This window comes from Bacillus altaicus, from assembly GCF_042136375.2.
Lineage (GTDB): Bacteria > Bacillota > Bacilli > Bacillales > Bacillaceae_G > Bacillus_A > Bacillus_A cereus_U.
Window position 1 is genome coordinate 5039743 of the sequence record NZ_CM143394.1, and the last position, 13374, is coordinate 5053116.

Below are 13374 nucleotides of genomic sequence, written 5' to 3' on the forward strand. Positions count from 1 at the left end.
TTTCAGGGCAACATGTAACCTTCTCATACTATAAAAGGAAGGAGATACAGCTCCTTCCTTTTCAGTCATAATTTATATCCATCTTGCCCTATCATTTAGCAATCCATCTGTAAAATTATTATGTCCTACTACAAAATCCTTCATATATAAATTTAAATATTCCCCATACTTACTTTCAGTATTTAATAATAATTCTTCTACATAATAAGCACCTTGTCCAAAAGTATCTAACAGTAAACTACATAAGCCAGCATAAATCCCACATCCTACTTGGAAGTACGTCGCATTTGTTTTATATTTTTGAAAAACTTGGCTACTATTCATTACATTATACATGTATGTCTCGTTATGTTCATAAACGAGTAACACACCGACTAAATCTTCTCCTATAATATCATCTTCTGCTGGATTAAATACTTTACGATTCCAATTCCATAAATCTTCCACTTTATCTAAGTTCTGTCTAATTAAGTTTGTTGTATACTCATTGATCCGATAAAGAAAACCCACTTCCATATTAAAAGATTTCCCCAAAATTAAAACTTCTTCATGCGGCATTAAGCAACCATAAAATTCTTTTTCACCTAACTTTACTTTATACTCTGAAGCATATACATCCTCATAAAAGTAAAGTGGACGATGATGACTCATATACATAGGATAACTCCATATCGCTTCATCAAGAAAACGTTCTACTGCCCATGATGCATAAAGTGTATGAGGTTTTATTAGCCCTTTATCACCCAAAAACGAATTATCATGTTCTACAATATAGCATGCTCGCGGCTTTTCATTTGGACGTTCTTTCATAAGTTCAACAACCATCCATTGAACAACACCCGGATTCATACCTGAGCCTATAATCGCTCTTGTATTTGTAAATGTTTCTTTCTCCTTCTCAAACCTCGTATACCTTTCCGTAAGCTGAAAACCAAGTAAACTATCGTCCTGATCTACCGCCTCATTTTCCAAAGCCGAATTAATGTAACAAATGCCAAGGTCATTACAACAACTCAGTACCCTAATCGTATCTGCCCCTGAAACATCAATAACAACCTTCGTTCTTTTTTCTTTTAAATGTTGTTTAAATTTGACTACATCTTGAAGGTTTATTTCATATAAAAAAAATTGCTCTTTCAGATTTGGAAACAACTCATCATAATAACTTTTATCTTTTTGTTTTATATCCACCAAATGGAAGTTCATATTTTTTATCACTTCATAAATTGGATCTTTTTCATTTACTACCGCTTGATTCAAAATTGCTAACACTGCTTTTGCTGCTCCACCAGCACTGCCAAGCAATGTAATCGAAAACGAATTTGGAAACTGCTCCACAAACAAAACCCCTTTAATAAAGTAGTTGAGCAGCACTTCCTCAAAAGTGAGTTGAATACACCAAAAGGTAGCTCGTACATCTTTTTTATAATTTAGTACAAGATTACCTCTGTATAAGTAAAACAGTAACATACTTATATATTCAATTCACTTTCCCCCTCATATCCAAATAGCGGTAAACAAATAGGCTCGACCTTTTCTTCCGCATATATAAAAGAAAAAGCCAGCCCTTTAAACTAGCCTACGGACAATGGACAGATTTCACATGTTGAATATTCACATGCATTTTTGCATCACGTGCTTTTAATATTTCAATATGTCCGTCATCAATTTTCGCCATCTTTCCGATTTTGTTAGATTCTTCACCTAAATCAAACACCATAATTTTCCCAGACATTTTAATAAGCTGTTCTTCGAACGTTCTAGCTAAAGTAACATTTAATGGATTTACGGGGAGTTCATTTTTATTGAGGGAATAAGGTACTTGGTTCTCTTTATAGGGAATTAACCATTTCAAATGCTTTAAAGATATATATACTGTTTTGTAAACAGGGCTATAAAAAACAATATAATCGTTCATAACACTTGTAACATAACCATGTATTGGAGCATTTCCTGCCACATAAATTTCTGTAAAAATCCCTTTAGAGGTGCTTAATACTTTTCTCAAAGAAATTGAAGGGGACTCCCTCTTAATTACAGAATCCACATCTGGTTTCAATATTTCTTCATCATACTCTCTTAAAAATCTATAATATTGGATATGGTATAAAGATATATATACATAGTCTTGTCCATTGTAAAGAACAACAATATCATTCCCTACATCAATTAATACACCTTTAAATCTTTTTTCACCGATTAATTTAACGTATATATTTTCTCCAATGTTCTTGTTTAACTCATTCATCTATATCCTCCTTTCTATGAAATCACAATTTTCCTGTCATTCATTTCTAAAAAATAATCAGGGGCAATGTTCTGTCTTTTAATAGTAAGAAATCCTTTTTCATATACCGCGGAATAATTGCAGCGAAATAAGAAATTGTTCTTCACTTTCAATCATAATGCCCCTCTTATTTATTAAACATTATTCTTCTTCATTCTTTTTATATTTAACTACTTGATTTACGCTTTTAATATGAAAATTAATCACGTAAATGACTTCTTCACCGTTTACTAGTGTAATACATCCGTCATGCACTTCACTTAATAAACCTTCCACACTCTCTGGTCCGCCACGATTAATCTTTACCCACTTATACTTCAAGTCACTTAATACATCTAAAAAAGTATCTTCATCAGAATAGAAACATGAACCATAGTAATCGTCACATTTTGTTTCTTTCACTTTCTTGACTAGACTCTTCACATGTTTCAGCTGATAATACACTACTTCTCCATGAGGTAATTGTAGTGTAAGGTAATCTTTTCCTAACGATAACAGTACACCTATTCGACTTTCTGGTCCGCGAAGATTTACTTTTACATTCTCACCGACTAAACCCTTGATTTGATCACAGCATAATACACTCTCCAATTTCGCATCCCCCTTTCTGTATTATCTTCCTCTACTTGATTGTCTTTGTGCGCGAGCTCGACTTGAATTATTGCTATTTTCATTACTTTTCTCATCGCTACTCTCATCACTCTCTCCACATACTGGTGCGTTATAATTAACACTTTTAATATGAGGTAGTGCAATTAACACAACTTCTTCTTTTATAATTAACGTTACATAATCGCAAGAAACGTCTTGTAAAATGCCTTCAACTTTCTCTGGACCACCACGGTTAATTTTCACCCAGCGGTATTTAAAACTTTGAAGTAACGCTTCAAAGTCCTCTGCACTATCGTCTTCCACCCATCCGTAATCCGCTGCTCCACAATCTTTCGTATTTTTTGTAATACTTTTCAGATGGCGAAGCTGATAGTAATGGTACTCTCCTTTTTCATTCTCTAATACAAAGTAGTCCGCATATACCGCTACTATTATTCCTCTTTGAGATTCTGGACCACCCCTGTTTACTCTCACGTAAGATCCAATTAAGTCTTTCAAAAAATCACAATGAAATAAACTCACGAGAAAACCCCTTCCATTAATTTATAAGCTTTTGCACTGATAGTATATGTATCTGTACAGGTTATGTTCGCTATGTTTGTCCCCGCTATGAAAAAATATGCTTTTAACTAATAGTACTAATCCCTATAAAATCTTCTTTCCCTTAAAGTAACTCTAGGATTTTGGATGACTTTTTCATCCCTTAATATAAAAAGCCCCCGTATTAAGATACATTTCTGCATATCTTAATACGGGGGGGTTTTTATAAATTTAATCTTCGTCTTTAACATCCATATCTTCTGGAATTGGTTCGTTTAATATTTCTTCCACTAACTGCTTATATTTCTCCATTTGTTCTAAATGTGTATTAAACTGTTCCTTGTTTATTAAATATTGCTCTCCATCAAACAGTGCACGCACTTTCTTTTGCTGAATTAAGTCTTCAACATACGATTTTGGTAATTTCAAATACTCCGCAGCCTCTTCTATTGTTATATACAATGTGTTCATTCCTTTATTATTTTTTCATATATACTGTATCTTACTTTATTTTTGTAAACAAATAAAAAAGATTTTGTAAATGCCGTTTAAAAAGCAGGTAGAACCATTCCATATATTGTATAATAATATAGTAAGTATTTTTTTAAATATAGAATGGTATCACCCATTTACACAAAGGAGAGTTAACATATGGCTACTCGTCACATCATTACAATGTTAGAAAAAACATTACGAGTTGAAACAGACAACACAATTTCTCATCTATCTAATTCTTTATCCGATCGTATTCTTTCACAAAGTGCAGCAGTACATGAAAACAATTGCTATCATACAATTGGCGAATGGTACAAAAATCATTTCTTATTCCAACAAGATGATTTCCTTTGGGCTAAATACGTTTTCTATGACGCATATTGTGAGGCTATAAAAAAACAAGGTCATCTTACAAAACGCGTTCGCCAAATATTAGAATCATTAGCTCGAAAACACGGAAAACAATACATTGCGTCTATACTAAATATGCCATTTCCTAATGAACAGGAAAAAGGGACAGCATAAACCAATCCTAGATTCATTGTTTTCTAGAGAGATTACAAATAAAACGTTCATGTCACATGAACTAATGAAACCGGTGTCATGATAATGATTGAAGATATAATAAACAGGAAAACCCCCATTTACCTCTCTCGTCCATACGAATAGAGAAGTAAATGGGGGTATACTTGTTCCTTTATCCCGCTATTTGTGGGAATTAAGACTCCCACCTCAAAATTCAGCGAATGCGAGGGAATTAGGTGGGAGATCAACGGCCCGTAAAAGCCCGATTGGTGAAGGCTAATAATCAGTGGGGGATGGACACCCCCCACTGATTAAAGTTTCACTTTATTATTTCATCATCTGCTTAATTAACTCTCGATTTCTCTTCTTAAATACTTCATTATGCGAAGAAACCATTCCGTACTCACTTGCATCGGGTTGAATAAATTGTTTCGCTTTATTCACAGCATTTCCAGCATCTTGGAACGCTCCTGCGATTAAATGTAATTTTCCATCATGCTTTAAAATATCTCCAGCGGCATATAATCCGTCTACCGAGGACTCACTATTTGCATTCCCTGCAATATAATAATTATCAACAATAGCGACATCTAGCTCACTATTTTCCAATAATGTAATGTCACGTTCATATCCATGATTAATAATAACTTCTTCAACAGGTAAATGAGAAACCTCTCTAGTTTCATGATTTGTTAATTCTACATGTTCAATCGCCTCATGGTTATCACCGGCAATTAATTTTGTAATCGATGTATTAAAGAAACATTCTGCCGAACTGTTCATAAGTTGTTTTACTTGTGCTTCATGACCAGATAATTCTTCTTTTCTATATGTTAAATAAACTTTTTTCGCAATCGGTTCTAATTCATTTGCCCAATCAATTGCCGAGTTCCCTCCGCCTGAAATAATTACCGTTTTATCTTTGAAACGTTTTAACGATTTAACTGTATAATTTAAATTTGAGACTTCGAATCTCTCAGCACCTTCAATTGATAACTTTTGTGGATTCAATATGCCACTCCCAGTTGCGACGATCACTGTTTTTGAAAAATGTTCTTCCCCAGAACTTGTTTTCAACGTAAAAATACCCTCTTCATTACGAATAATTGATTCTATTTTTGTATTCAATACAACTTCAGGCTGAAATGTTAATCCTTGTTGTACAAGTTGCTCAATTAATTTCTCACCAGTAACCGGTAATAATCCGCCAATATCCCAAATCATTTTTTCCGGATAAACATGTATTTTTCCACCTAACTGTGGTTGAAATTCTATTATTTTCGTTTTCATCTCTCTTAGTCCACTATAAAAAGCTGAATAAAGCCCTGCAGGTCCTCCGCCTATCACAGTTACATCAAACAATTCTTCTTGATTCATTCGTGTCACTCCTCAGCTACTAATAATTGATTATCATTCTCAATAAAATATAACTTGTTTTTATAAATTTTACAATCAAAATCACTATTGACAATACACCTATATAAAATTATAGTATTTAAAGAATCAATAGTGATAATCATTATCAATTTGTTAATTATTAGCAACTGTGAGATTACATCTTCTTCTATTACTATGGTGAATACTATATGGTAAAATCTCAAGTTCAAGATTGTTAATAAGACTTTTGTATTACCACTAACTTTTCAAAAGATCAAAGCTAAACAATTTATTGTATATCACATATCATCTATCAAAAGGAGAAAGACGATGAAAAAATTATTTATTTCACTAACAGTTCTGTTCGTCCTTGTTATGAGTGCTTGTAGCAACGGTTCAACAGACAAGAAGAACGACGCAAAAGGTAAGAAATCAGAAACAATTACATACCAATCTGAAAATGGTAAAGTAGAAGTTCCAGCAAATCCACAACGTGTTGTTGTCCTATCATCATTCGCTGGTAACGTAATGTCATTAGGTGTAAATCTTGTTGGGGTAGATTCATGGTCTAAACAAAACCCACGTTTCGATAGCAAACTTAAAAATGTCGCTGAAGTATCAGATGAAAATGTTGAAAAGATTGCAGAATTAAATCCAGATTTAATCATTGGTTTATCAAATATTAAAAATGTTGATAAGTTAAAGAAAATCGCTCCTACTGTAACATACACTTACGGAAAAGTTGATTACTTAACACAACACTTAGAAATCGGTAAATTATTAAATAAAGAAAAAGAAGCAAAAACTTGGGTTGATGATTTCAAGAAACGCGCACAAACAGCTGGAAAAGACATTAAAGCGAAGATTGGTGAAGACGCAACAGTTTCTGTTGTTGAAAACTTCAACAAACAGCTTTACGTATACGGCGAAAACTGGGGCCGCGGAACAGAAATTCTTTACCAAGAAATGAAATTAAAAATGCCTGAAAAAGTAAAAGAAAAAGCATTAAAAGAAGGCTACTACGCATTATCTACTGAAGTATTACCTGAGTTCGCTGGTGATTACTTAATCGTAAGTAAAAACAAAGATACTGATAACTCATTCCAAGAGACAGAATCATATAAAAACATTCCAGCAGTAAAAAATAATCGTGTATATGAAGCAAACATGATGGAATTCTATTTCAATGATCCACTTACATTAGATTTCCAACTAGACTTCTTCAAGAAGAGCTTTCTTGGTCAATAATACAAACATGAGGAATTCTTAATTTAAGAATTCCTCTTCCTTTATTCTATGAAAAGAAAAGATGTGAAACAAATGATAAAAGATCACGACAATCCACGTTCCATGGCTTTTACATACAAACTAATTTTGAGCATAATTGCATTCCTTCTTATTTTTATGGTTGCAATGGTATTGGGTGCTGCTGATACTTCTATAAAAGACGTATGGTTAGCACTCACTTCCTCCGCTAAAGGAGACAAAATATCTATTATTCGCGAAATACGTTTACCACGTGAAGTTGCTGCTATTTTTGTAGGAGCTGGACTTGCTGTTTCTGGGGCGATTATGCAAGGATTAACACGAAATCCACTTGCCGATCCGGGATTACTAGGCTTAACTGGTGGCGCAAATGCTGCACTTGCACTAACACTTGCCTTCAATCCTTCTATAAGCTACCTTTACTTAACACTAGCTTGCTTTATCGGTGCTGCAATTGGCGCTATTATGGTATTTGGAATTGGTATGGTGAAAAAGGGTGGACTTTCCCCTCTTCGAATTGTATTAGCTGGTGCTGCTGTTTCAGCATTTCTACTTGCAATCTCAGAAGGTGTTGGCATTTACTTTAAAATTTCACAAGATGTATCAATGTGGACGGCTGGGGGCGTAATTGGAACGAGTTGGAGCCAATTAAAAATTATTATTCCGGTTATTTCAATAAGTATATTTATCGCTATCTTACTTGCAAAGAAATTAACAGTTCTTAGTTTCAGTGAAGAAGTTGCCGTTGGACTCGGTCAAAAAATTATCGTTATTAAAACGATTTTATTTATCATTATTATCTTGCTTGCAGGTGCTTCTGTAGCACTTGTCGGAAACATGGCATTTATCGGACTTATGGTCCCTCATATGGTTCGTCCAATCGTTGGACCAGACTACCGTTTTGTTATACCGATGTCAGCGATCGCTGGTGCTTCCTTTATGCTACTCGCAGATACAATCGGACGTACAATTAACGCTCCGTATGAAACACCAGTTGCTGCAATCGTCGCAATTGTAGGATTACCATTCTTCCTATTTATTGTACGTAAAGGAGGAAAAACTTTCTCATGATGCAATCTATTCTAAAGAAACAACGCCTTATCATACTTGCATTACTTATACTTACCATCACAACAATTGTAATTGGAATGGGACTCGGTTCTGCCGCTCTCTCCTATGACAGATTAATTCCAACACTTATGGGACAAGGTACATTTAAAGAAGAATTCGTTTTATATTCTTTAAGGCTACCTAGAATCGTCATTACATTATTAGCCGGTATGGCACTCGCTTTATCAGGTGCTATATTACAAGGTATTACCCGAAACGATTTAGCTGAACCTGGTATTCTCGGCATTAACGCTGGTGCTGGTGTTGCAGTTTCTGTTTTCTTTCTATACTTTCCAATAGACGTAGGTTCATTTCTTTACCTACTACCATTCGTTGGATTTATCGGTGCGTTTCTAACAGCTGTTCTAATTTACGTATTTTCATATAGCAAATCAACAGGACTTCAGCCAATACGATTAACATTAACCGGTATCGGTTTTTCCTTTGCACTATCTGGAATAATGATTGTCCTTATTTCATCCGCTGATCGTATGAAAGTGGACTTTATCGCCAAATGGATTGCCGGAAACATTTGGGGAGATGACTGGACATTTGTTTTAGCAATGCTTCCTTGGCTAATCGTATTAATCCCATTTGTCTTCTATAAAGCAAATCGATTAAATATACTAGCATTAAACGAGCCAGTAGCAATCGGTGTTGGAATTGAAATTGAAAAAGAACGAAGATACTTATTAATCGCAGCCGTTGCACTTGCTGCCGCTGCTGTTTCTGTAACAGGTGGAATTAGCTTTATTGGACTAATGGCTCCTCATATCGCGAAATCTTTAGTAGGTCCAAGGCATCAAATCTTCATGCCAGTTGCTGTTTTAATTGGTGGATGGCTATTACTATTTGCAGATACAATCGGACGAAATATCGTTGAACCTAACGGTATTCCCGCTGGTATTGTCGTTGCTTTAATTGGTGCACCTTACTTTATGTATTTGTTGCTCAAGAAAGCATAAAGAAACCCCCTCAAGATTTTTTCTTGAGGGGGTTTTCATTTCATTCTACTGCTGCCCATACCCTTCAAACTTCTTCGCCAAATTCTCCATCTCGTCTTCTGGCAGTAATTTCGGTTCTCCGATACTTTTCGTTTGATAATAAATTTGAGCACAAAACTCTATTTCTTCTGCAATAGTAAACGCCATTTTTATATTATTCGCACCAGCCATTAAACCATGATTCGCAAGTAAAACTGCACGACGATCAATCATTCCTTCAAAAGCAGCCTCTGCTAATTGCTTCGTACCAAACGTTTCATACGATGCACAGCGGACATTCGGGCCTGCAAAAGCAATTAAATATGACACAGCAGGAAGTTCCCATCCTAATGATGCGATTGTCTTCGCATAAGGAGAATGTGTATGTACAAGCGCATTTATATCTTCACGATTTCTATAATAGATAAGATGCATATCTAATTCACTTGATGGTTTTCTCCCTCCCTCTATCACTTCACCATCTAAATTCAATATAACTACATCTTCAGGCGTCGTTTCATAATAATCTAAACCGCTTGGGCTAATTGCAACAAGACCTTGTTCACGATTAAAAATACTAATATTGCCGCCAGTCCCCTTTGTTAAACCACTAGAGATCATTTTCTTTCCATACGCTACAATTTCTTCTCTTTCGTTTTGTAATAACATATACATCCCCCTAAGTATGAAGCTTATGATGACTATTTTTCTAAAAAACTATCTACTTATTGAAATAGCTTTTTTAAATTCTCCGTAAACGGTGCTTTCACAATTCCTTTTTCCGTAATAATCGCTGTTACATTGTCAGATGGCGTGACATCAAATGCCGGATTGTATACTTTACTTCCTTGCGGAGCAGAGTATTGTCCGAAACGATTGATCACTTCAGAAGCATCCCTTTCTTCAATTGGAATTTCTTTTCCTGTCAGTGTTTTCAAATCAATTGTCGGCGTTGGTGCTGCTACATAAAACGGAATGTTATAATATTTAGCTAAGATCGAAACACCTAATGTTCCAATTTTATTTGCTACATCCCCGTTCGCTGCCACACGATCACATCCAACGATTACTGCATCAATTTTCCCTTGTGACATGACCATTGCTGCCATATTATCTGTAATGACCGTTACATCAATTCCCGCTCGCTGCAGTTCTAATGCTGTTAGCGTTGAACCTTGTAATCTAGGGCGTGTTTCATCCGAATAGATTTTTAAGTCCCATCCTTTTTCTTTCGCTAAGTACATTGGAGCTGTCGCAGTACCATACTTAGTCGTTGCTAACGCACCTGCATTACAATGCGTTAATACCCCCATGCCATCATGGAATAATGTTAATGCATGTTCTCCAATTTGACGGTTAATTTCTTCATCTTCTCTATGAATCTCTTTTGCTTCTTCTAATAATCTATCTTTCAACTGCGCAATTGATAAATGAGCATTCTCTTTCGCTACACTTTCCATTCTTTCAAGCGCCCAAAATAAATTTACTGCCGTCGGTCTTGATGTCGCTAAGTATGCACATACCTTTTTTACTTCCGATATGAATTCTTCCGCCGAACTTTTCGCAACTTCCTTTATCCCTAAATACACACCGTAGGCTGCTGAAACACCTATTGCCGGCGCTCCTCGTACTTTCATTACTTGAATCGCATCCCACACACCCTCAGCCGTTTTAAAAGATTCATAGACTACTTCGTTCGGTAATACCGTTTGATCCAATAACACTAAAGCATCATCTTTCCACTGAATTGGTATTAATTGCTCTGCCATCATCTTCTCCCCTTACTTCGCACTATGCATTGACTGTTTTTTTAACGTTTCTACAAAGCTGCTACCTGTTTTATATTGATTCGCTTGTAAAATAAACTTCTTCGCTACTTGAAGACAAATTCGCTCCGCTCTAGCACGCGCCGCGTCATTCTCAATACAAGTCATATCCTTTACCTTCGCTAGACCAACAATACGACGAATTAACTCAAGACCCGTCACTGCAGCTGTATCCTCTAATACAGATTGTAAATAAACTCGGTTAAAACCTTCTTCCTTCGCCATAATCTCTGTCACATGAATATCCCAAGCATCTAAAAACTTCTTCTTAAATAAATCAATTACATCTATCATGGTAGATTCTATCCAGTTCATATATGTATCTTTCTCAATACCAGATTGCATCACTGCATCTGCATTCACCCAAGCAAACATTAAATTTGCCATTACATTCCCAACGTCATATCCCATCGGTCCATAAAAAGAAAATTCAGGATCAATAACCTTTGTAGAATCACTTTTTACAAAAACAGAACCAGTATGTAAATCACCGTGAAGTAGCGCTTGTGCATTCGTCATAAACGAAAACTTAAGTTTTGCTACTTCTATACGAAGCTCTTTATCACTATAAATATGCTCTCTAATCCATCCTTCATTTAATTGAAACAATTCGTTGCGTTTATTATGATCTGTGAATGGCTCTGAATATACGAGGTCCTCTGTAATCTCACACAACTCAGGATTTATATAATTCTTCACGAGTTCCTTCTTCTCTTTATGATTCATTACAACATCTGATGTTAATAGAAGAGTATTTACCATAAAAGTAGTTACATCATCAGCAAGCCTCGGAAACATTTGATGATTTATGAGTGCTGTGCGTAATATTATGTGATCTGATAAATCTTCCATCACGCAACAATTCATCACACTATCAAACAAATATACATTTGGCGCGAGTCCAGGTGCTAACTTTCCTTCTAATCGCAAAACATCTGATTCTATACGGATTCGATTCGTCGACAACTTAAACTCATCTGAAATACGCGCTGTATCCCCAGCTTGCTTTACAATGACAGAAATGTTCTTCTGTTCATCCCAAACGCGGAACACATAATTTAAATTACCATCACCTATTTCTTTACACTTTAGCCCCTTTGCATGTTCGAACTTAGGTAATTTCTCTTGCACATATGCAATCACATCTTTAGCTTCCATTAAAAAATACTTCGTGAACTTAGACATGGTTTCCCCTCCACACTAAATGTAAACGTTTTCTAAAAGCCATGAAAAAATAATAGACTGAAATTTTTTCAATCTATACTATATCTTCTCTATTGCAATACATATCTCGCTTTTATTATATCTTGTTAGAAATGAGCGTCAATGTTTCTATTTCTCATTGCAATATAGTTCTTATTATATATATTTAAGCTGACAATAATTGTTCACAAAGATTCCGATACATTTTGTTTTATTTATTACACAATTCTTTGTACAATAAAATAAGAAGTTACTTTTCAAATCCACAACTTCTAAGAAATATTTCCTTCCTAAGAATTTATACTTACACCATATCTCTAACATACACACTACTCTTTCAAACACTCATTGAAAATTTATGACTTAAAAATTACCTTTTAATTCCCTAACAGCCTTAATTGAGAATAAATATTAATTAAATTGGTATAAAGTTGGTTTATTCTCTTGACAAAATAACCACTTCTATATGATAATTAATATCGAATTAGAATTATTATAGTTAATTAAAAAATATATTTTATGAGCAAACTAATTTCCGATGCTCAAAACCAACCTTTAGGAGGAATTTTAATATGTTATTAATCGGCACAGAAGTAAAACCGTTTAAAGCTAATGCTTACCATAATGGAGAATTTATCCAAGTTACTGACGAAAGTTTAAAAGGAAAATGGAGCGTAGTTTGTTTCTACCCAGCAGACTTCACATTCGTTTGCCCAACTGAACTTGAAGACTTACAAAACCAATACGCAACTCTAAAAGACTTAGGCGTTGAAGTATACTCTGTATCTACAGACACTCACTTCACTCACAAAGCATGGCATGATAGCTCAGAAACTATCGGCAAAATCGAATACATTATGATTGGTGACCCAACTCGCACAATCACTACAAACTTCAACGTTTTAATGGAAGAAGAAGGTCTTGCTGCTCGTGGTACATTCATCATCGATCCAGACGGCGTTATCCAATCTATGGAAATCAATGCTGACGGTATCGGCCGTGACGCAAGCATTCTTGTTAACAAAATTAAAGCAGCTCAATACGTACGTAACAACCCAGGTGAAGTTTGTCCAGCTAAATGGCAAGAGGGTTCTGCAACACTTAAACCAAGCCTTGACCTTGTAGGCAAAATCTAAGGAGTTCGATCAAA

Annotated in this window: 14 protein-coding genes; 5 read left to right on the plus strand and 9 right to left on the minus strand. The window is 35.1% G+C overall.

Translation table 11 applies throughout. The features are described 5' to 3' along the window. Positions 1-72: 72 nt before the first annotated feature. The 5 genes from ACE38F_RS25955 to ACE38F_RS25975 form a co-directional block, all read right to left on the minus strand. Complete coding sequence (locus ACE38F_RS25955; protein WP_375370596.1) at positions 73-1338, minus strand: S-adenosylmethionine decarboxylase related protein; 1266 nt, start codon at positions 1336-1338, stop codon at positions 73-75. Positions 1339-1579: 241 nt separating this feature from the next. Then, the gene (locus tag ACE38F_RS25960; protein ID WP_375370597.1) at positions 1580-2248 is read right to left on the minus strand and encodes an LSm family protein; all 669 of its coding nucleotides are present in this window, start codon (positions 2246-2248) and stop codon (positions 1580-1582) included. Between the two features lie 180 nt (positions 2249-2428). Beyond that, the gene (locus ACE38F_RS25965; RefSeq protein ID WP_215555089.1) at positions 2429-2878 is read right to left on the minus strand and encodes a spore coat protein; all 450 of its coding nucleotides are present in this window, start codon (positions 2876-2878) and stop codon (positions 2429-2431) included. 21 nt (positions 2879-2899) lie between these two features. Then, positions 2900-3421, minus strand: a complete 522-nt coding sequence (locus ACE38F_RS25970) for a spore coat protein (RefSeq protein ID WP_215555088.1) — start codon at positions 3419-3421, stop codon at positions 2900-2902. A gap of 249 nt (positions 3422-3670) precedes the next feature. Continuing rightward, positions 3671-3910, minus strand: a complete 240-nt coding sequence (locus tag ACE38F_RS25975; RefSeq protein WP_002010190.1) for a helix-turn-helix domain-containing protein — start codon at positions 3908-3910, stop codon at positions 3671-3673. Positions 3911-4090: 180 nt separating this feature from the next. Between ACE38F_RS25975 and ACE38F_RS25980 the strand changes: the two genes are divergently transcribed. Next, on the plus strand, positions 4091-4459 hold the full coding sequence (locus ACE38F_RS25980) for a hypothetical protein (protein ID WP_000235488.1): 369 nt from the start codon (positions 4091-4093) through the stop codon (positions 4457-4459). Between the two features lie 327 nt (positions 4460-4786). On the opposite strand, the gene ACE38F_RS25985 is transcribed toward ACE38F_RS25980, so the two are convergent. Continuing rightward, positions 4787-5836 carry an NAD(P)/FAD-dependent oxidoreductase gene (locus ACE38F_RS25985; RefSeq protein ID WP_375370598.1) on the minus strand — a complete coding sequence of 350 codons (1050 nt, stop codon included), beginning with the start codon at positions 5834-5836 and terminating at the stop codon, positions 4787-4789. Between the two features lie 330 nt (positions 5837-6166). Between ACE38F_RS25985 and ACE38F_RS25990 the strand changes: the two genes are divergently transcribed. From ACE38F_RS25990 to ACE38F_RS26000, 3 genes are read left to right on the plus strand one after another with little or no spacing between them, the layout of a single operon-like run. Continuing rightward, positions 6167-7084 carry an iron-hydroxamate ABC transporter substrate-binding protein gene (locus ACE38F_RS25990; protein ID WP_000732562.1) on the plus strand — a complete coding sequence of 306 codons (918 nt, stop codon included), beginning with the start codon at positions 6167-6169 and terminating at the stop codon, positions 7082-7084. A 48-nt stretch (positions 7085-7132) separates the two neighbouring features. Beyond that, positions 7133-8173: a FecCD family ABC transporter permease gene (locus ACE38F_RS25995; RefSeq protein WP_215555085.1), complete on the plus strand. Its 1041-nt coding sequence runs from the start codon at positions 7133-7135 to the stop codon at positions 8171-8173. Further along, positions 8170-9177, plus strand: a complete 1008-nt coding sequence (locus ACE38F_RS26000) for a FecCD family ABC transporter permease (RefSeq protein ID WP_375370599.1) — start codon at positions 8170-8172, stop codon at positions 9175-9177. Before ACE38F_RS25995 ends, ACE38F_RS26000 begins: the two co-directional genes overlap by 4 nt. A gap of 45 nt (positions 9178-9222) precedes the next feature. On the opposite strand, the gene ACE38F_RS26005 is transcribed toward ACE38F_RS26000, so the two are convergent. Genes ACE38F_RS26005 through mtnK form a run of 3 tightly spaced genes read right to left on the minus strand, consistent with a single transcriptional unit; the run spans position 9223 to position 12206 of the window. Next, positions 9223-9864 (minus strand): L-fuculose-phosphate aldolase, encoded by a 642-nt coding sequence (locus ACE38F_RS26005; RefSeq protein WP_215555083.1) that lies wholly within the window; start codon positions 9862-9864, stop codon positions 9223-9225. A gap of 56 nt (positions 9865-9920) precedes the next feature. Then, the gene (gene mtnA / locus ACE38F_RS26010) at positions 9921-10964 is read right to left on the minus strand and encodes an S-methyl-5-thioribose-1-phosphate isomerase (RefSeq protein WP_375370600.1); all 1044 of its coding nucleotides are present in this window, start codon (positions 10962-10964) and stop codon (positions 9921-9923) included. Positions 10965-10976: 12 nt separating this feature from the next. Further along, complete coding sequence (gene mtnK, locus ACE38F_RS26015; protein ID WP_375370601.1) at positions 10977-12206, minus strand: S-methyl-5-thioribose kinase; 1230 nt, start codon at positions 12204-12206, stop codon at positions 10977-10979. 590 nt (positions 12207-12796) lie between these two features. On the opposite strand from mtnK, the gene ahpC reads away from it, so the two are divergent. Beyond that, positions 12797-13360: an alkyl hydroperoxide reductase subunit C gene (gene ahpC / locus ACE38F_RS26020; RefSeq protein ID WP_000924420.1), complete on the plus strand. Its 564-nt coding sequence runs from the start codon at positions 12797-12799 to the stop codon at positions 13358-13360. Positions 13361-13374: the final 14 nt, after the last annotated feature.